This is a genomic window from Planktothrix sp. PLAVEN19ND, from assembly GCF_057220675.1.
The window spans coordinates 3,198,236-3,217,682 of sequence record NZ_CM170132.1 but is presented as its reverse complement, the minus strand read 5'-3'; the positions used below and the strand labels follow the sequence as shown (position 1 = coordinate 3,217,682).

Here is a 19,447-nt window from a genome sequence, read left to right as displayed (position 1 = left end):
TTCAATTCCCCATTCCCCATTCCCCATTCCCTAAAGTCATGTAATCACAACACCAGGACAAGATCCATTCGTCAGTCTGGAATAATATTGAGGTGATTCCAGATTCAAGGTAGATCAAATGTCCCTGACCTCTGCACAACCCGCTTTACTTGTTCTTGCTGATGGAACCACCTATACGGGCTGGTCATTCGGCGCTCCGGGAACCGTGATTGGAGAAGTTGTCTTTAATACGGGTATGACCGGATATCAAGAAGTATTGACCGATCCTAGCTATTGTGGACAAATTGTTACCTTTACCTATCCCGAGTTGGGCAATACTGGGGTTAATCCTGAAGATGAAGAATCTATCCATCCCCAGGTTCGGGGGGCGATCGCCCGTAATATCTGTCACCGTCCCAGTAATTGGCGTTCCACTCAGTCCCTACCTGACTATTTAAAACAGCACCATATCCCCGGTATTTATGGGATTGATACCCGCGCCCTAACTCGCAAAATTCGTACCGTTGGGGCGATAAATGGGGCGATTTCCACGGAAATTTTAGATCCTGGCGAACTCAGAACTTTAGTGGAACAAGCCCCTAGTATGGCTGGGTTAAACCTGGTTAAAGAAGTCACCACCAAAAAAACCTATGAATGGCTCGAACCCACGGACAGTGCTTGGGAATTTAATAATTCTGCCACCGGAGATCAAGAACCCCGCTATACCGTCGTCGCCTTAGATTTTGGGGTGAAACGCAATATTCTGCGACGGTTAGCTAGTTATGGCTGTCGGGTGATTGTGGTTCCAGCGAGTACCTCCCCAGAGGAGATTCTTAAATATAATCCCGATGGTATCTTCCTATCTAATGGCCCTGGTGATCCCGCCGCCGTTACCGAAGGCATCGCCACCACAAAAGAGTTAGTCAAGGCGGAAAAACCCGTATTTGGGATTTGTATGGGCCATCAAATTTTAGGTCTCTCCCTAGGGGCTGAAACCTTTAAGCTCAAATTCGGCCATCGTGGGTTAAATCAACCCGCAGGTCTGGCACAGCAACAAGTGGAAATTACCAGTCAAAATCATGGGTTTGCTATTGATCCCGATACCCTAGCCTCAGATGTCCAAATTACCCACCTGAATCTGAATGATCGCACCGTTGCGGGCTTGAAACACAAAACTTTACCTCTGTTTTCGGTTCAATATCACCCCGAAGCCAGTCCTGGCCCCCATGACGCTGACTATCTGTTTGAGCGTTTTGTTCAAGCTATGCGGCAACAGCAAGAACAAAATTAAAATCCTTTCTCCCTCCTAACTCAGTAGACAATTCCTTGAAAAGCCCTTATACTAGATCGGCGATGTCAAGCTTTATGTAGTTAGGAGGGTATCATTTCTGAGAAACTGAATTTAACCGTGAGCCTACGCGGTACAAGGTATGTCCAAGACAACTATCAGATCTTTCGGCTAACTGGATTGATGGATGCTTTCTCAGAAGGCACTTTTACGAAGGTGGTTAGTAATTATATAGAAAAAGGCCCCAAGCACATTATATTGGATCTCTCTCAGATAGATTTTGTAGACAGTTCGGGATTAGGGGCGCTCGTGCAGCTTGTGAAAAGAGCTCAACAGAGCGACGATGGAACTTTACAGATTGTTTCCAATCCTCGTGTAACTCAAACTGTTAAACTGGTTCGCTTGGAAAAGTTTCTCTCTTTACAGCCATCTGTAGAAGATGCGATAGAAAACATCAAAAACGCCCAGATGTGAACATCAATTGGGTAGTGCCACCCTTGATAAGGTGAGGTTACTCAGTCAGTGGGATAAGGGTGGAAAAATCTTTACGACGACTTTTTAATGACTAACGAGTTAATCTGTTGGTTAGTCTCTACCTCTGGATCAAATGCTCGATCAAAGCCTATCACCAGAACAGGTTCAACGGATTTCTCCTGCGTCTTGGGCCTATTTAGGAGATGCCGTTTATGAACTCTACATTCGTAGTTTTTATCTGATGCCCCCAAAGCGATCACATTTGTATCATCAGTTAGTCGTGTCTCAAGTTCGCGCCGAAAGTCAAGCTCGTCACTTGCGATCGCTAGAACCTCACCTTACCGAAACGGAATTAGAAGTTTTAAAACGGGGTCGAAATGCTGCTTTTAGTTATCCCAAAAGGCTCGATCCCCAAACTTACCAGCAAGCCACCAGTTTAGAAGCATTATTCGGGTATTTGTATTTAACGAATCCGCAACGTTTAGAGGAATTGTTTAATTATCTTGAGCTTGATTCTAAAGATTGTTGATTTTTGACTGTTGGCTCCTCAATGACGCGGGGAAAACCTGTCAAATTTAGTCGAAAACTCCTAATTACAGCCTAGATCCGATCCCCCCTAACCCCCCTTAAAAAGGGGGGAAGTGGATTTTCAAAGTCCCCCTTTATTAAGGAAACGGATTTTCAAAGTCCCCCTTTTTAAGGGGGATTTAGGGGGATCAAATATAGAACAAAAACAGGGGTTTTAGGCGGTCGTTAACGTCAATTGATCAAGCCCCTATCTCTACAACCATCTATTTCCTATCTCGCTAATTATTATGCCAAAGTTTAGTAGTTCCAATTCTCCATCGAAATCTTCTAAAAAACCATCGACTCGCTCTAAGTTTAATTCTAAATCTGGAGAACGAGATAACAGCAAACCGTCTCGATTCTCCGATGACAGAAAACCGTCTCGATTCTCCGATGACAGAAAACCGTCTCGATTCTCCGATGACAGAAAACCGTCTCGATTCTCCGATGACAGAAAACCGTCTCGATTTGCCGATGACAGAAAACCGTCTCGATTTGCCGATGACAGAAAACCGTCTCGATTTGCCGATGACAGAAAACCGTCTCGATTTGCCGATGACAGAAAACCGTCTCGATTCTCCGATGACAGAAAACCGTCTCGATTCTCCGATGACAGAAAACCGTCTCGATTTGCCGATGACAGAAAACCGTCTCGATTCTCCGATGACAGAAAACCGTCTCGATTTGCCGATGACAGAAAACCGTCTCGATTCTCCGATGACAGAAAACCGTCTCGATTCTCCGATGACAGAAAACCGTCTCGATTCTCCGATGACAGAAAACCGTCTCGATTCTCCGATGACAGAAAACCGTCTCGATTTGTCGATGACAGAAAATCCTACCGATTTTCTGATGAGCAATCCGACAACTATCGAAAATTTTCAGACGAAAGAAAGCAATCTTTTTCTCCTTCCCAACCAGAAGAAAGAACAAGAGAAAAACCTAGCCGATTCTCGGATCAACACCAACCTAGACAACATCAAAATTATTTACCTTATCCCCAAAAAAGTCAACGAATTATTGAAGATGTCAAACCAGAATTTGTTGATGAATATATCGAATCCTTAGATGTTGAAAATGAATTAATTTATGGACGACGTACTGTTCAAGCTGCGTTAGAAAATGAGCGAGCGCTAAGTCGAATTTGGGTTGTTTCCCAACTCAAATCCGATCCCCGATTTTTCAAGTTATTGCAAGAAGCAAAAGCCAACGGTGCGATTCTGGATGAAGTCACTTATCAGCGCTTAGATCAACTCACCCAAGGCGCTAATCATCAAGGTGTGGCCGCTCAAGTTTCTCCCTATAGTTATAAAGATCTGAGTGAGTTAATCGAAAGTGCCCAAACCGCAAGTGTTCAACCCGTAATTCTGGTTGCCGATGGGATTCATGATCCCCACAATTTAGGTGCTATCATTCGGACAGCAGAAGCCATTGGAGCGCAGGGTCTGATTATACCCCAACGTCGGGCTGTGGGTATTACCTCAACGGTGATGAAAGTTGCCGCTGGTGCATTGGAAACTTTCCCCGTCGCCAGAGTGGTTAATCTGAGTCGGGCTTTAGAAGACCTCAAAGCCGCTGGATTTTGGATTTATGGCACTTCATCTACCGCCCAACAATCCTTACCGACTGTGGCGTTTAATGGTGCGATCGCCCTAGTTGTTGGGAATGAAGGGGAAGGTTTGAGTCATTTAATTGAACAAAACTGTGATGTTTTAGTTTCAATTCCCCTATCGGGAGAAACTGCCAGTTTAAATGTTTCCGTAGCAACGGGAATGGCGCTGTATGAAATTTATCGTCAAAGACAATTTCCCGCACCTGATTTGAGTTAAAAAAAGTATAAACGGATGCTTTAGGGTTGGAATCGTTTAAATAAACCATTCAATAACAACCCTATGGAATTCGAGCTTCATAAATACAGAGTTTTCAGATCGGTTACATCTAAAAAATTTAACTTTTCCCTGGAAACTCTCTCGCCTATTCTGAGCAATTAAAATATTTGTTTAATCTAAAATTCATTGATAAGGGTTGATTTTTGCAGATAAAGACTTTGCTCAGTTTATTGAAAAAATCAAGATCATTGATAGTGAATATGAAAGAAATTCTGATTAGCCTACTCAACGTTTTTGGATTTGCTTTCTGGGTAGAAATTCTGACAGAAACTCCAAACTGTACCTACTATTTCGGGCCATTTATCAGTCAACAAGAGGCTCGAACTTCTCAATTTGGTTATCTCGAAGACCTAGAAGCAGAGCACGCACAAGGAATTAAAGTTAAGATTAAACGGTGTAAACCCAATATCCTAACCATTGCATAAATAATAAGACAGTTTGTTGTTGCGCTTTAGCGCTCCGAGTAGGGGCGATCGCCTAACGATAATTCAGCGATCCAATGATCAATATCTGTCAGCACTGTTTGAGGAATTTCCCAAGGGAATAAATGGGCGGTATTCGGGTAACAATAAAACTGGGAATTGGGTAATAATTGCGCCGTTTCTTGACTGGATGCGGCGGTAATATGGCGATCGCATTCTCCCGCTAAAACCAAAGCCGGACAGTGAATTTGTTGTAAGTATTCCAAGCGATTATAACCTAATCTCAAAGATTCATTTAAGGCTTGAGTGGCAAACCCAGAAGTTTGTATAAAAGCTGGAATTGCCTCTTTTGCTAAATAGTGGTAGGCAATAGAATTATGTTGTTGAATTAAATAGCGAAATAGCGATCGCTTTCCCAAAGTTTCAATATTCCATCGCCAACTCGGGAATACCCAATTAATCATTCCAGCTAAACCCGTATAAACATAATCTAAGTTAGAAATTTGAGGATGATTTCCCCTCGGTTTTGCCGCAGAAGCAATTAAGATTAAACCTTTAACTTTTTCGGGAAATTTTAAGGCTAATTCTAAGGCTAAAATTCCCCCTAATGACCATCCCAAAACCAGACATTGATCAATATTAAAGTCTTGAAAAATTGTTTCTAAATCCTGCAAATGATCCCCCATTTCAAACCGTTGACGGGTGCGACTTTTTCCATAACCTCTTAAATCCGGTGTGAGGGTAAGATACCGTTGCGAAAAACGGTTAGTAAAAACAGACATACACTGACTCGAACCCGGATGTCCATGTAAACAAATAATCGGAAATCCTTGACCTTGAATTTGGGTATTTAACCGCAATTGCTAACCTCGTGAATTTAGATCGGTCGTCAACTACCTACACTTTAACCTGCAAGCAGCATTCAGGCTTTTGTAACATTTCTACACTGATAACTGATAACTCTTAAACTGATAACTGATAACTGTTAACTGATTAAAGTTGCCCATTCTCAACAATATATTCAGCTATTTTATGAACGCTCGTGCTAATTTGGGGAACATTGGCTGTATTATTATCAATAGCGGTAATAATATATTTTTCTCCATTAATTTGAGCCGCCACCGTTGTTCCAATTACCCGGGAATTTTGACCAGTTTTTTCTCCTAACCATTGAGTTTTCGGTAATCCTTGTAACCCCGCATAACCAATGACCCGATCATATTGACGATTTAAGGCATCAATTAATACCTGGGATGAGGGATGTTCATAATTATAAACCTGTACCATCATTTCCGTGAGTTCATTACTGGTTAATCTATTTCTTCCAGTTCCCGGTCGCCAAGGCATAATCCGATCACCCATTAATTTAAAATTAACTTTGGTGAATTTATAGCCTTGGGATTCTAAATATTTATTAATATAATCGGAACCCAAATAATCAATTAATTGATTGGTAGCAATGTTACTACTGTGATCAATCATTTGTCCCATTAAGTCTTTTAAGGAGTAGGATTGACGAGCTTGAATCGATGAAGCATCTTCGGTAAAGTTACCCCCCACGACCAGAACTTTTTGCTCTAAACTAATTTTTTCTTCACCTGTTTTATGTAAAAGTGCGATCGCCACGGGAACTTTAATTAAACTCGCAGGACTCGCCGGAGGTTCATTTCCTCGTAAATTAACGCAGTCTCGTTTTAAGGTACAAACCGTTAACATAGCTTGACGAGTTAAGCCACTTTCTTGACGAATTTGTTCTAATATTTTTGAGCGAGCGTCTAACAATTCATCGGTAATTTCTGATAAGCTGAATTTGTATTCTTTAATTTTGTTAGAAGTTTGACGGGCTAATAAGGAACGGGAGGAAATTTCCTCTAAATTATTAATCGCTTTTTCCCAAAGTTCTTGGACTTGTTTTCGCTGCTGAGGAGAAGGATCATCAGGATTAGCAACTTTTCGAGCTTGATTTGCTAAACGGATAGCTTGTTGCCAGTTATCCTCGGCACGTTCTTCAACTAACATTTGAATCTCAACGGTTTTTAACTTTTGTAATAAAACTTCGTTCGGCTCAAATTTCAGGGGATCGGTAAATAAAGAGTTAAAAAAATTAGGTTCGGGTTTATTTTTTGGAGGAGTTTCTAACTCTTGAATTAAGCGATCGCGTAGGTTAATTAACTCTTTTAAAGAACCAGCCCCATACAATTCTGAAGCCGTCCCCAGGGAAGGAAGTGTCTGAGTCAGTCCCAGACCCAAGATCATTGCCATACTAGCTGTTACCGTTGTAGCCCAACGCCACACTTGACGCATCCTTAAACTCCTCACACACAGGTTCCATCAGTTTATCAAAAATGGGAGCAAGAAGACCTGCATGATTATAAAATCCGTTATTTTTTTTGTTTTCTTATCACTTTTTTGACTAATATTGGAATTTCCGAGGGCTGTTTAGCAACAAGAACTTCAGCATTTTTAAAAGCAGAAACTTTGCTTTCAACTGTTCCAGGATCAAGCATATTCTTAACAACTTTTGAAGTCATTAATAGACTAGCATGACCCAAAAGTTTAGTAGTAGGAGCGTGTAACCCGGCAACATAAGCAATAACGGGTGTATCAATCGATTCCGCAATATAAGAAGCGGCTTCTTCTTCGCTAGTTCCCCCCATTTCTCCGACTAAAACAATAACATCTGTATTTTCATCTTCATCCAAAATTTCTAACCATTGCAGAAACGAAGAACCAACAATAAAATCACTGCCAATACTAACAGCAACTGATTGACCTAATCCCGCTTTAGTTAACTCCGCCGCCACTTCATAGGTTAAGGTACTACTGCGACTTAATAATCCCACATTTCCGTGTTGATAAAATTCAACCGGATGGGTTCCTAATAACAATTGATCAGGAATAATAATTCCCGAACAATTAGGGCCAACCACCAAGGTTTCTGTAATTTCCGCCTTCCGAACTAAATGCACCATATCTAAAGGGGGCATTCCCTCCGTCACAATAATTAATTGACGAATTCCCGCCGCCATTGCTTCTAATGCCGCATCTAAAACTTGATAGGGGTGAACAAAAATTACACTAATATCGATTTCACCCACATTTGTAATTACTTGTTCTACCAAATCAAAGATCGGAATTTCACTTAACTCCTGTCCTCCCTGACCCGGACAGACACAGGCGACAACACGAGTGCCATAGGTTTTCATTTGCACCACTGCATGAGTTAAGGAGGGTGATATTGTTGTACCCTGTATAATGACTTTACTATCAGGAGTTAAATTCATAATTCGAGGAAGTTTTACACAGTTAATCAAAAAAAACTATTTGGCTAAATTAATGGCCGCCGTCACAGCTAAATCCAACTGATCGAACAAATTCACAGGTAAATCAGTAAACTGTTCTATATCAGATTCCGGTTTAATTCCAGCCAACATCAGAACAAATTTAGGTAAATTACTGGTTCTAGCTTTTCGTTTCAAATATGTGGCAATTTCTACTAATAACGAAGAACGAATGATTGGTTGAACCCAAAAATTAATAATCACAACTTTAACCTGTTTAGATTGGGTAATTTGATCAATTCCTTGATATAAACGCTGACGAAAATTTTCTGTAATTTCATAGTGATCTGCCCCGCCTAAATTTAAGAAATTAGCAGGTTTTCCCGAGGATTGCATGATTAAATCTAAAGTTGCCATCGTTAAACCTGCACCATTGCATAAAATCCCAATATTACCTTGTAATTCGACTAAATTTAGTTCGGGGTGAAACAATTGATCAGAAATTATCGGCAGGGAGAGAGAACTACATTTTTCTTGAGCTTTGAGTAAAGTAATTAAGTCTTCATGGCGTCCTAATGCTCCATCATTGGCAATGACTTTGCCATCCAATGCCATCACCTCTCCGGTGGGACTAATCCCCAGGGGATTAATTTCTACGAGATCCAAATCTTTCTGCACAAACAGACGATACATTTTTTCCACAATGGCACTGACCAAGAGAATTAAATCTCCCTGCAATCCCATTTTTAGGATTAACCGTCGAGCATAAAAAGGAGAAAAATCTTGATCCACAATCACCTGCTGAATTTTGGAGAGAGTTGCTTCCACATTCACCCCGCCCTGTTGCGATCCCAATAATACCGGACGCCGTGACCCGGAATCCAAGGTGACGGCTAAGTATAATTCCCGATCTGCATCATATTTAGCCTCTGCTAATAGGACTTGGGGACATTCACCCCGAATCGGCAAATTAAAAATCATTTGGGCCGCAGCAACCGCATCGATGGTATTTTCCGCAAAGCGAATTCCTCCAGCTTTTCCCCTACCTCCAGCCCGGACTTGGGATTTTAACACCACTGGATAGGGAATTTTTAAACCCTTTAAGTCTTGGGCGTTATCAATCTGTTGTGAGGGTAAAACCGGAATCCCCATCTCACGAAATAAGGTTTTAGCTTGATACTCTAGCAAATCCATAATTAGTTATTAGTTATTAGTTGTAGGGGCGGGTTCATCGAGATTTAGGTGATTAACAAAGATCTAACGGAACCCGCCCGTACCAGTTATTAGTTATCAGTTATTAGTTATCAGTGTAAGAGTTAAGAGTTAATTAAGATGTTAAGCAGTTAAAGTCTATATCCCAGCCAGCGAGGAAGCTGGGACTACGAGGGTTTGACGATTATCCAATAACCTCGCATCCGGGCTTAACTCTTAACTCTTAACTGATAACGGATAACTGATAACTGTTGACTGATGAGGTGATTACTGATTATTGCCTTGATGAACGGTCTTTACCCACTTGAGTTGTTTGGGACGAATCCCCATCCGAGTCGTTGTACTCCCCACCACCAATAACCAGTGGAGCATATAGATCGTACCCCGCAGGGTATCAGTCCAAAGGGTTAATTTTTCGGAGAGGGGAGGCGATGTCTTGCCGCTAGGGGTTGAACCCAATTCCGGGTTAACATTAACCATTGTCCCTTGTGTTTGACGAATCCTTCGTAATCCTAAGAACATTCCCAATAGAGATAGAATTAGGGTAAAACAGGTTAGGGGTGTGGTTAAGGGTAGACGGCGTTGAATTAGCGATAGCACCAAATCAGGAACTACCGCCGTCGGTAAGATATATTGGGTGAGCCAAAAACAAAGCAAATCCAGGGTTTTTTGAGTTCCCATGCGGTTGCTTACAATCAACTGCCAATAGTCTAAATAGCGTTGATAGCCGCCTTCTGCCCAACGGTTGCGTTGATGCCAAAGGGCTTGAAAATTGGTGACTCCCTCCTCGTATACGGGGGGAAAGGATAAACATTCAATATCCCATTGATCCAAATGCAGCCGAATGGTTAAATCCAAATCATCGGTAATGGTTTCTTCATTCCAACCGCCACAGCTTAACAGGGCTTCCCGTCGGACAAACTGCCCATTGCCCCGCAGTTCTCCAATCCCACCAATACTAATGCGTTTTTCTTGGAAATAGGCATCTAAAGCCATTTCTGCGGCTTGGGAGCGAGTCCAAAAATTTTCGGAGGCATTATTAATTGCTTTTCGCACTTGGACGGCTCCCACTGATTCTCGATGGAATCGGGGAACAATATGGCGTAACATATCCGGTGCAATTTGGGCATCGGCATCAAAGACCCCGATAATCTCTCCTTGAGTTAAGGCTAAAACTTGATTTAGGGCGCCTGATTTTCCCCCACTGGCATTCGCCGAGCGCCGCAATACTTTGAGTTGTGGATAGTCTTGGCCGAGTTTTTCCAGAACTATAGGGGTTTTATCGCTACTATGATCATCAACAACCCATAATTCATAACAATCACTGGGATAATCCAAGTTACATAAATTTTTAACTAACTGACTAATAACGGCTTCTTCGTTTTTAGCCGCCACTAATAGGGAAATATAGGGCCAATCCTGTTGGGGTTGTACTGGCGTAGTTAACTGTAGGGAAGGTATTTTGGCCGAGAAAATTCTGATGGCGTGAATAGATAATAGACCCGTTAAACCCAGGATAAACTCCATCCCCCAGGACACAAAATGCAGGGCAATCATCCCGCCCCAAATTAAGATTAAGGCAAGGGCGGCTTTGCGTCTGCGGCCTTGATACCAATGGGGAAAAACCTGGAAATTTGAGTGGCTTTGAGTCGAAGGGGCAACCGAGGGGTAAAGCACGGATGATCCAGTCTCACGGTATCGACTTTCCTCCTGATTCATTTGAGACTGGGGAGCCGGAGATTCACCAGGACACTCTTGATCACGGGTGAGCTTCTTGATGTCACTATTATCAGAATCCTGTTCTGGCCAAGACTGTTTTGGCATAGATAATCTAATTTACCCCTCAATATTCGTCCAATCTGCTACCAGTGTATCTAATATTGTGACCAAAAAAATGGGATAAATTAAGAGTAGGTAATCCGATCACAGGAGCAAAAATCTATGACTGACACCACAGTGGCTCTGACTCAACTCAAAGCGGCTGAGAAACGGGAAATTGGGGTCTACCTGCCCTACTATGATGAGAAGAAGCGGAAATACTTACCCTATTCGATTAGTCTCTATAAAGAAAAAAGTTTGGAAGGCGCTCGCAATATTGATGGAGGGGATGGAATTCCCTTTGTGGCAACCTGGAATACTTCTTCTTTACCCGCCGATTTAACCCGTTGTCGGGTACAGTTTGATGGCAATGCCGATCTCAGTTATGAAGTGATCCTGTGCAACCACGAGTTTATTAAGTATTTAATTGAAGTTCTGCAAAATTTTAGCCGGACTCGTACCGTTGATTTTTCTCAAGAGTTCTACAAGAAACTTTTGCATTTGGATCATTAAATAAGGATTCACTCTACAATAAAAAGGCTATGGTCAAACCCTGACAATTTCTGTTGAAAAGACTGATAACTAAGAGTATTTTAAGAATTCAGTCTAACTGGGGAAAATGTCATAATTTTTTGAATTAATCGATAAAAAATTGAGGAGTAAATTTCGTGACTGAGTTTGGAAAGTCTATATTAATCGGGTCAACAGAGCCTTACACCGGCAAATCAGCAATTGCCTTGGGTCTGGGTCATCTGTTCCAGGATAAAGGGTTAAAGATAGTTTATGGTAAGCCTTTGGCTACCGATATCAGTGATGAGGATGAATCCTTTGATGCTGATCTTCAGTTTGTGGCTCAAACCTTAAAATTATCTCAGGAGCAATTGCGATTTCCGATTTTAACCCTAGATGAAACCACAATTTATCGGCGTTTACAGGGGGAAGATCCGCTCAAATATAGTGAATCCCTGACTTCCTATCAACAAACATCCTCTGCTGATTTGATTTTACTCGAAGGGCCAAGAACCTTACAAGAGGGGCTGTTATTTGGTTTATCTGTTCCTCAAATCGCGGATCAACTAGATGCGTCAGTTTTGTTGGTGGCGCGTTTGCATTCCCATTTGGCATTAGATGATTTACTGTACGCTCAACAACGTTTAGGCGATCGCTTATTAGGTATTATTATTAATGATGTTCCCCCCGAAGAACTAGAAGTTACAACAACTCGTATCCAACCCTTTTTGGAAGCCCAAGGGATTCCAGTATTTGGAGTTTTACCCAGAAATCCTATTTTACGCAGTGTTACGGTTAAAGAATTAGTTAAACAGTTGAAAGCCCAGGTACTTTGTGGTCGGGAACGCTTAGATTTGATGGTAGAAAGTCTAAGTGTTGGGGCGATGAATGTGAGTTCAGCAATGAAGTATTTTGATAAATCTGTGAATATGGCTGTGGTTACCGGGGGTGACCGTACGGATATTCAACTGGCGGCCTTAGAAAAGTCCACTCACTGTTTAATTCTAACCGGTCAACTTCCCCCGGCACCTATGGTTTTAAGTCGGGCTGAAGATTTAGAAGTTCCAGTTCTTTCGGTTGATTTAGACACCTTAGCAACGGTGGAAATTATTGATCGAACTTTTGGTCAAGTTCGTCTCCATGAACCGATCAAAGTTGCTGCGGTGAATCAACTCATGGAAAAACATTTTGAACTGGATCGTTTTATCCAATGGTTAGGAATTTCTCTGCCTGTGTCAGCAATTAAGAATTAAGAATTAAGACAAGAAGTTATCCTAATTCTCAATTCTTATTCTTCCTACTCTAACTAAGCAGGTAATGGGGGAACCGTTTGAACCCATCCGGGTTGTTGAACTTCCCGCAACACATAATTACCGGGAGGAACATTAGTAAAGGTATAACTACCATTTGCTCCCGTTACGGTTGTTGGTTCGGTGGGGTCAACAACGCCGTTACCATTGGCATCAATATAAATTGTCCACCCCTGCAAAGGGGTTTCACCCGCATTAAACACACCATTGGCATTCGCATCATTGAACTTTATTCCACTGATGGAACCGAATTGACGGTTACCAAAGTTGACGATAGCATTCGTGCCACCAGTAATGCCAACGGGGCCAGGGTTGGGGGTCGTTTGTGTCCATCCAGTTTGCTGTACTTCCCGCAGGGTATAATTTCCTACCGGAACATTCGCAAAGGAGTAGCGACCATTTGCACCTGTGACGGCAGCTGCTTCTGTGGCTTCAAGCGTGCCATTGCCGTTGGCATCAATAAAAATCGTCCACCCGGGTAGGGGGGTTTCACCCGCATCCAGTAGGGCGTTACCGTTGGTATCACTGAACTTTAAACCGGTGATAGTTCCCAATTGGTTGTTACCAAAGTTAATTCCGGTGATATTAGCTCCCCCGGTTAGGTTCACCGGGCCAGGGTTGGGGGTGGTTTGTTTCCATCCGGGTTGCTGGACTTCTCGAACACCATAGTTACCCGGGGGAATATTGGCGAAAGCATAAGCACCCGTGGCATTTGTTACCGTAGTTGGTTCTGTGGCTTCCAGGGTGCCATTGCCATTGGCATCAATAAAAATAGTCCACCCGGCTAAACCTACTTCCCCGGTATCGAAGGTGGCATTGCTATTGAGGTCATTAAATTTCACCCCACTAATGGAACCAAACTGACGGTTACCAAAGTTAATAATGGCATTTGTTCCACCAGTGACTCCGATAGCGCCGGGGTTGGGCGTGGTTTGTGTCCATCCTGATTGCTGTACTTCTCGAATGGTATAACTACCTGGTGGAAGATTAGCGAAGGTGTAACGACCATCGGTGCCTGTCACGGCCCTTCCTTCTCCGGCATCGAGAATGCCATTAGCATTGCCATCGGCAAAAATTGTCCAGCCCTGTAATGGGGTTTCCCCGGCATCAAGTAAAGCGTTACCGTTATTATCGTTGAATTTAATCCCTGTAATCGTGCCAGATTGGTTGTTACCAAAGTTAATTCCGGCAATATTGCTACCTCCAGTGACACCCACTGGGGCTGGGTTAACCGTGGTTTGTACCCATCCGGCTTGCTGTACTTCTCGGATGGTATAGTTGCCTGGAGTTAAGCTGCTGAAGGCATAAGCACCCGTGGCATTTGTTACCGTGCTGGGTTCTGTTGCTTCCCGGGTTCCATTATTATTGGCATCAATAAAGATAGTCCATCCGGCTAAAGCGGGTTCCCCTGTCGTTAGCAGGCCATCACGATTGAGATCGTTAAATTTAATTCCACTGATGGAGCCTAATTGAGTATTTCCGAAGTTAACACCGCTGAGGTTTTGTCCTGAAGCTATTGCAACAGGAGCCGGGTTTTGGAGACCTTCCCTAGTAATCGCATCAATATTAGGGTCTACAGGTACTGTGAGATCCTGGCTTTCTAGTATGGTAACCGGGATCGCAGGAACTAGGCCACTAGCACTCAAACCCAGGGAAGGGGGAAGTTCTAATGGTTGCTCTCCACTGAAAAGAGGAATTGCGCTAGAGGAGGGTGAATCAATTGAAAATACAGCGTCCATAAAATAAATTGTCCTTTTATGACTATTAACTGACGACTCTTGATGGTTTTTCCGATGAAAACTGGGAATCTGGGTATCATGCTACCCTATATTTTGATTTTCATCTAGTTCAGAAGTCAGAGAATTTAATTTTAAGAGAGGGAATGGGGAATGGGGAATCTTACTATAGTTATAGACTCTTGCAATTGATCAATCAGAGAAATTCATTATTTTTGAGAAGTCTTTTTTATCAAATCTTAACATTTTTCAGCAGTTCCCTATCCTGAGAAAGATGCTGTTGGTTTCAATCTATGGTACTTTTATGAAAATAAAAAATTAGCCTAATATGACCATGTTATTTCAACGTTCTAGTGGAATTTTACTTCATCCCACCTCTTTTCCCAGTCAACATGGAATTGGAGATCTAGGAAAATCCGCCTATGAATTTATTGATTTTTTACAACAAAGTGGTTATAAATTGTGGCAGATATTACCCCTGGGGCCAACAGGAGAAGAACATTCTCCTTATATTATGAATTATAGTACCTTTGCGGGTAATCCGTTAATGATTAGTTTAGAAGAACTAGCCCAAGAAAGATTATTAGAAGCTCAAGAAATTATTCCATTAGGGGATAAAGACTCTAACCAGGTTAATTTTGAAGCGGTTATTCCCCACAAAACCTTATATTTCAAAAAAGCCTACACTCGCTTTCAAGAACAATTAGACCAAAACCTTTCTCCAGACTTTGAAAAATTTTGTCAAAAACACGCCTCTTGGTTAGATGATTATGCCTTATTTATGGCCTTATTAGAAGCCCATGGGGGCCAAGGTTGGAATGATTGGGAACCCGCTTTAGCCCATCGAGATCCCGATGCCTTAAAAGTCAAAACCGAAGAATTAAAAGAACCCATAGCCTATCAAAAATTTCTCCAATTTATCTTTTTTAAACAATGGGAAAAATTACGTCAATATGCCAATCAAAAAGGCATAAAAATTATTGGAGATATTTCTATTTATGTGTGTTATAATAGTGTCGAAGTTTGGTCAAATCCCAATTTATTTCAACTAGATTCGGAAACTTTAGAACCCATTTATATTGCCGGAGTTCCCCCTGATTTCTTTAGTGAAACCGGACAATTATGGGGAAATCCGATTTATAATTGGGAGGAACTACAAAACACAAAATTTGCTTGGTGGATAGAACGATTTAAAGCCACTTTGGAATATGCAGATTATGTTCGGATTGACCATTTTCGAGCCTTTGAAGCCTATTGGCGGGTTCCTGGACATGAAAAAAATGCGATTAAGGGTGAATGGATTAAAGCACCTGGTTATGAATTTTTTGATACCCTCAAACAACAGTTAGGAGATTTACCAGTTTTAGCAGAAGATTTAGGAATTATTACTCCAGAAGTGGAACAATTGCGAGATCATTATCATTTCCCGGGAATGAAAATTTTACAATTTGGTTTTGGTGGCGATGCCAATAATGTTTATCTTCCCCATCATTATATGCAAAATTGTTTGGTTTATACAGGAACCCATGATAATGATACGGCCATCGGTTGGTGGGAAACTGCCAGTCCCGCAGAAAAACAGCATTTTGCTGAATATTTGGGTTATGCTTCTCCCGATGAAATCACTAATATTAATTGGGTGATGATTCGTTTAGCCTTAAGTTCCATTGCCAGTTTAGCCATTATTCCTCTCCAGGATATTCTTAATTTAGGGCATGATGCCAGAATGAATGATCCGAGTCATAATGATGGAAATTGGCGGTGGCGTTATCAAAGTTCGGAATTATTAACTCAGGAATTAAGCGATCGCTTATTCAAGTTAAATCAACTTTATAGTCGATAAAAATAGGGAACAGGGAATAGGGGAGGTAAACTTTTGCTATTACCCATTCCCATTCGTAATTCGTAATTACCCATTAACGACGGCGTGGGAAAATGGAATCTTGTTCTTAGCGACGAATATCCATTAAATTGGCATTAATCATTGTTGTATTTTCCAAAGTCGCTCCAGCTAAGTCTGAAGCGGTTAAATTTGCACCCGTGAGATTAGCACCTGTTAAATCAGCATCGCGCAAATTAACACCACTGACATCAAATCCGTATAAACTGCCTTCTTGTAGCTTCACTTGACCTAAAGTAGCAACAGATTGTTGAGCATTTCTCAGGTTAGCACCCGTTAAATCTGCACTCTCTAAATTTGCTCCAATCAGATTAGCATGACTCAAGTTAGCATTATTCAAATTAGCAATCACTAAACCCGCCAAACTCAAGTTAGAATGGCTTAAATTAGATTTTTCTAAATTAGCCCCATGTAATTTAGCTGCAACCAGATTGGCATTTTCTAAATTTGCCTCGGTCAATACAGCCCGATTAAAATTCACTTCATTCAGATTAGCACCCTGTAAATTAACTCCTTTCAAGTTGGCATCTCGAAGATTAGCACCCTGAAGATTCACACCTGCTAACTGAGCGCCACTGAGGTCACATCCAGGGCAGTTTTTGGTTTCCAATAGCTGCTTGAGATGGGCGGGGTTCTCAGCCTGAGCGGGAACAGTTAAACCCAAAATCATCATTACTACTGTGGTGGCTACTGTTGCGAATTTCATACCCACACCCTCAAAAAACTTTATCTTCTACATCATCTATTATTATCGGGCATTGGGGTATGCGTGAAATCCCAGTTGTATGTGATATTGTTTTGATCCCCGTGTGACGGAAATCACTGAGAAAAACCGTTGCTGTTGATACAGTCCCTCCTAAACCACAACCTTTCGGATTAAATCCCCTAATTGTTCTGCACTGTTGGTGATGGCGACGGAGGCGGTGGCTTGGGCCATTTGTTGTAGCTGTTCCGGTGATTGTAACAGATACAAAACTTTACTCCCTAACAGGTCTGCGGTCAAGTCTTTTTGTTGGAACATCCACGCCGCACCCGCCTCGGCAAAAACTTTAGCATTGTAGGTTTGATGGTCTTCGGCGGCAAAGGGATAGGGAATTAAAATCGAGGGGGTGTGGGTAATGGCTAATTCCGTTAAAGTTCCCGCCCCGGCCCGACTCACGGCTAAAGTCGCCCGTTGAAACAGGGCTGCCATATCGTTATAAAAAGGCATTTTAATATATTGAGGATGGTTTAACACCTCGACATCGGGGTCATTATTTCCCGTTAAATGGACAACCCACGCCCCGGCTGCAAACCAAGTTGGAGCAGCCTCTCGGACTAATTTATTCACACTTACCGCCCCTTGACTTCCCCCAACTACCACAATTACCGGAACATCATCGGGGAGGAAAAAAGATAAGGGGGCAGAGGTCTGGAGAAAGTTGGAACGCACGGGAGTTCCGACGACAACGGTATGGGCGCGGGGAAGGTAGGGAATAGCCGCTTCAAACCCCAAACCCACGGCATTACACCAAGGGCCAAAATTGCGGGTAACTTTTCCAGGTAAGGCGTTGGACTCATGGAGAATTACGGGTAGACCCAGGGAACGGGCCGCAATAATCGCAGGGGCTGCAATATAGCCTCCGGTGGTGAATACCCCGCGAAAGTTACCTTTTTTCAGGAGATGGCGAACTTGCACCAGGGAACGGGCGAATTTGACTAAAATCTTCAAGGTTCCTAAACCCAAGGGTTTCTGGAAGCCTTCAACGGAGATGGTATGGAGGGGATATTGGGAGGGGACTAATTCTCGTTCGAGGCGATCGGGCACACCTAACCATTCTATCTTAAAATCCGACAGGTTTTCGGCGGTGGCGATCGCCGGAAATAAATGTCCACCTGTCCCACTGGCGGCAATGAGTAAGCGAATGGGTGTCTGACTCAAGTTTTTTCCCCTAGAATCGGTTCAACTTTGTGTTACAGCTTTTTAAGCTACCATAAAACTTACACGAAATCGCTATTCTTAATCTTGAAAATCCAATGACAATCTTCCCCATAGTTCAACGACAATCTTTTCAGAACAGGTATGGTGTACAGATGCGCCATTTATGGGCAAAGCCATTATTTTTTGTAGTTCTAGGAACAACACTGTGGGGAATAGGCACAGGAATTTCCCCACAGGCAAATGCCCAAACCCCAGAAACAGCCCCCGCCAATGTGACTAATCTTTTAAATCAAATTGATGCCGCCGCTAATCGTCGAGATGTGGAAAAGGTAATGGGCTTTTATGGCTCAGATTTCACCAATTCCGATGGCTTAACTTATCAAAGTTTGAGACAGGTTCTTAAAGAATTTTGGAATAAATATTCTCAACTTAATTATCGCACAGAATTACAATCTTGGCAACAAAATGGCGATCTTTTAACCACGACAACCATTACGGAAATTACCGGAACTAAAAAAATTGATAATCGCGAGTTTTCTTTAACCTCAACCATCACATCACAGCAACAAATTCAAGGGGAAAAAATTATTAAACAGGAAATTCTAGCGGAAAAAAATCAACTGACTTTAGGGAATAAACCACCGACGGTAGTTTTTAATCTCCCAGGACAAGTCAAAGCGGGTCAGGAATTTCATATTGATGCAATTGTTCAAGAACCTTTGGAGAATGATATTTTAATTGGAACCGCCATTACACAACCTATCACCGCAGAAACCTATAACAATTCTGATCTTTTACAATTAGAATTTTTACCCTCTGGCGGTATTTTCAAAATAGGTAAAGCCCCCGATAATGCCGGAAACAATTGGATTTCTGCTATTTTAATGCGTCAAGGAGGATTAACCTTAGTCACGCAACGTTTACGAGTAGTTAAATAATCAGTCATCAGTTGTAGGGGCGGGTTCATCAAGATTTAGGTAATTAACAACAATCTAAAATAACCCGCCCGTACCAGTTGTAGGGCGGGTTCATCAAGATTTAGGTGATTAACAACAATCTAAAATAACCCGCCCGTACCAGTTGTAGGGGCGGGTTCATCAAGATTTAGGTGATTAACAACAATCTAAAATAACCCGCCCG

The 19,447-nt window shown here is 42.1% G+C and carries 17 protein-coding genes; 9 read left to right on the top strand and 8 right to left on the bottom strand.

The features are described from left to right. Positions 1-118: 118 nt before the first annotated feature. The 5 genes from carA (at position 119) to AC2D3N_RS14200 (ending at position 4,622) form a co-directional block, all read left to right on the top strand. Positions 119-1,270 (top strand): glutamine-hydrolyzing carbamoyl-phosphate synthase small subunit, encoded by a 1,152-nt coding sequence (gene carA / locus AC2D3N_RS14220; protein ID WP_079681328.1) that lies wholly within the window; start codon positions 119-121, stop codon positions 1,268-1,270. 105 nt (positions 1,271-1,375) lie between these two features. Next, positions 1,376-1,741 carry an STAS domain-containing protein gene (locus tag AC2D3N_RS14215; protein ID WP_079681327.1) on the top strand — a complete coding sequence of 122 codons (366 nt, stop codon included), beginning with the start codon at positions 1,376-1,378 and terminating at the stop codon, positions 1,739-1,741. 133 nt (positions 1,742-1,874) lie between these two features. Beyond that, complete coding sequence (locus AC2D3N_RS14210; protein ID WP_079681326.1) at positions 1,875-2,270, top strand: Mini-ribonuclease 3; 396 nt, start codon at positions 1,875-1,877, stop codon at positions 2,268-2,270. A gap of 286 nt (positions 2,271-2,556) precedes the next feature. Next, on the top strand, positions 2,557-4,137 hold the full coding sequence (gene rlmB / locus AC2D3N_RS14205; protein WP_484691233.1) for a 23S rRNA (guanosine(2251)-2'-O)-methyltransferase RlmB: 1,581 nt from the start codon (positions 2,557-2,559) through the stop codon (positions 4,135-4,137). 260 nt (positions 4,138-4,397) lie between these two features. Further along, positions 4,398-4,622 (top strand): DUF1816 domain-containing protein, encoded by a 225-nt coding sequence (locus AC2D3N_RS14200; protein ID WP_079681324.1) that lies wholly within the window; start codon positions 4,398-4,400, stop codon positions 4,620-4,622. Between the two features lie 26 nt (positions 4,623-4,648). Here AC2D3N_RS14200 and AC2D3N_RS14195 read toward each other — a convergent pair whose 3' ends face one another. The 5 genes from AC2D3N_RS14195 to AC2D3N_RS14175 all read right to left on the bottom strand — a co-directional run bounded on the left by AC2D3N_RS14195 (position 4,649) and on the right by AC2D3N_RS14175 (position 10,936). Then, the gene (locus AC2D3N_RS14195) at positions 4,649-5,479 is read right to left on the bottom strand and encodes an alpha/beta fold hydrolase (protein WP_484691232.1); all 831 of its coding nucleotides are present in this window, start codon (positions 5,477-5,479) and stop codon (positions 4,649-4,651) included. A 133-nt stretch (positions 5,480-5,612) separates the two neighbouring features. Next, complete coding sequence (locus tag AC2D3N_RS14190) at positions 5,613-6,923, bottom strand: serine hydrolase (RefSeq protein ID WP_484691231.1); 1,311 nt, start codon at positions 6,921-6,923, stop codon at positions 5,613-5,615. Positions 6,924-7,000: 77 nt separating this feature from the next. Next, complete coding sequence (locus AC2D3N_RS14185; protein ID WP_484691230.1) at positions 7,001-7,903, bottom strand: succinate--CoA ligase subunit alpha; 903 nt, start codon at positions 7,901-7,903, stop codon at positions 7,001-7,003. 36 nt (positions 7,904-7,939) lie between these two features. After that, complete coding sequence (locus tag AC2D3N_RS14180; protein WP_079681319.1) at positions 7,940-9,094, bottom strand: ATP-grasp domain-containing protein; 1,155 nt, start codon at positions 9,092-9,094, stop codon at positions 7,940-7,942. 285 nt (positions 9,095-9,379) lie between these two features. Further along, positions 9,380-10,936, bottom strand: coding sequence for a glycosyltransferase family 2 protein (locus AC2D3N_RS14175; protein WP_484691229.1), 1,557 nt, complete (start codon positions 10,934-10,936; stop codon positions 9,380-9,382). A gap of 117 nt (positions 10,937-11,053) precedes the next feature. Here AC2D3N_RS14175 and ebsA point away from each other — a divergent pair, with 117 nt between their 5' ends. Further along, positions 11,054-11,443, top strand: a complete 390-nt coding sequence (gene ebsA, locus AC2D3N_RS14170; protein ID WP_200816858.1) for a type IV pilus biogenesis protein EbsA — start codon at positions 11,054-11,056, stop codon at positions 11,441-11,443. Positions 11,444-11,598: 155 nt separating this feature from the next. Continuing rightward, positions 11,599-12,693, top strand: coding sequence for a phosphotransacetylase family protein (locus AC2D3N_RS14165; RefSeq protein WP_079681317.1), 1,095 nt, complete (start codon positions 11,599-11,601; stop codon positions 12,691-12,693). 53 nt (positions 12,694-12,746) lie between these two features. Here the strand turns inward: AC2D3N_RS14165 and AC2D3N_RS14160 are convergent, their stop codons facing one another. Beyond that, positions 12,747-14,489, bottom strand: coding sequence for an SdrD B-like domain-containing protein (locus tag AC2D3N_RS14160; protein WP_484691228.1), 1,743 nt, complete (start codon positions 14,487-14,489; stop codon positions 12,747-12,749). Between the two features lie 331 nt (positions 14,490-14,820). On the opposite strand from AC2D3N_RS14160, the gene malQ reads away from it, so the two are divergent. Beyond that, the gene (gene malQ, locus AC2D3N_RS14155) at positions 14,821-16,329 is read left to right on the top strand and encodes a 4-alpha-glucanotransferase (protein ID WP_484691227.1); all 1,509 of its coding nucleotides are present in this window, start codon (positions 14,821-14,823) and stop codon (positions 16,327-16,329) included. A gap of 106 nt (positions 16,330-16,435) precedes the next feature. Here malQ and AC2D3N_RS14150 read toward each other — a convergent pair whose 3' ends face one another. Continuing rightward, positions 16,436-17,092: a pentapeptide repeat-containing protein gene (locus AC2D3N_RS14150; protein ID WP_484691226.1), complete on the bottom strand. Its 657-nt coding sequence runs from the start codon at positions 17,090-17,092 to the stop codon at positions 16,436-16,438. A gap of 150 nt (positions 17,093-17,242) precedes the next feature. Further along, complete coding sequence (gene murG, locus AC2D3N_RS14145) at positions 17,243-18,307, bottom strand: undecaprenyldiphospho-muramoylpentapeptide beta-N-acetylglucosaminyltransferase (protein ID WP_484691225.1); 1,065 nt, start codon at positions 18,305-18,307, stop codon at positions 17,243-17,245. A gap of 95 nt (positions 18,308-18,402) precedes the next feature. Between murG and AC2D3N_RS14140 the strand changes: the two genes are divergently transcribed. After that, positions 18,403-19,245 carry a nuclear transport factor 2 family protein gene (locus AC2D3N_RS14140; protein WP_484691224.1) on the top strand — a complete coding sequence of 281 codons (843 nt, stop codon included), beginning with the start codon at positions 18,403-18,405 and terminating at the stop codon, positions 19,243-19,245. The last annotated feature ends 202 nt before the right edge of the window (positions 19,246-19,447 follow it).

Excerpts from the sequence above, each read along its gene's own strand:
- ebsA (WP_200816858.1), top strand. The coding sequence starts at position 11,054 with ATGACTGACACCACAGTGGCTCTGACTCAACTCAAAGCGGCTGAGAAA.
- AC2D3N_RS14180 (WP_079681319.1), bottom strand. The coding sequence starts at position 9,094 with ATGGATTTGCTAGAGTATCAAGCTAAAACCTTATTTCGTGAGATGGGG.
- AC2D3N_RS14160 (WP_484691228.1), bottom strand. The coding sequence starts at position 14,489 with ATGGACGCTGTATTTTCAATTGATTCACCCTCCTCTAGCGCAATTCCT.
- AC2D3N_RS14140 (WP_484691224.1), top strand. The coding sequence starts at position 18,403 with ATGACAATCTTCCCCATAGTTCAACGACAATCTTTTCAGAACAGGTAT.
- rlmB (WP_484691233.1), top strand. The coding sequence starts at position 2,557 with ATGCCAAAGTTTAGTAGTTCCAATTCTCCATCGAAATCTTCTAAAAAA.
- AC2D3N_RS14175 (WP_484691229.1), bottom strand. The coding sequence starts at position 10,936 with ATGCCAAAACAGTCTTGGCCAGAACAGGATTCTGATAATAGTGACATC.
- AC2D3N_RS14210 (WP_079681326.1), top strand. The coding sequence starts at position 1,875 with ATGCTCGATCAAAGCCTATCACCAGAACAGGTTCAACGGATTTCTCCT.
- AC2D3N_RS14190 (WP_484691231.1), bottom strand. The coding sequence starts at position 6,923 with ATGCGTCAAGTGTGGCGTTGGGCTACAACGGTAACAGCTAGTATGGCA.
- AC2D3N_RS14200 (WP_079681324.1), top strand. The coding sequence starts at position 4,398 with ATGAAAGAAATTCTGATTAGCCTACTCAACGTTTTTGGATTTGCTTTC.
- carA (WP_079681328.1), top strand. The coding sequence starts at position 119 with ATGTCCCTGACCTCTGCACAACCCGCTTTACTTGTTCTTGCTGATGGA.
- AC2D3N_RS14185 (WP_484691230.1), bottom strand. The coding sequence starts at position 7,903 with ATGAATTTAACTCCTGATAGTAAAGTCATTATACAGGGTACAACAATA.
- AC2D3N_RS14150 (WP_484691226.1), bottom strand. The coding sequence starts at position 17,092 with ATGAAATTCGCAACAGTAGCCACCACAGTAGTAATGATGATTTTGGGT.
- malQ (WP_484691227.1), top strand. The coding sequence starts at position 14,821 with ATGTTATTTCAACGTTCTAGTGGAATTTTACTTCATCCCACCTCTTTT.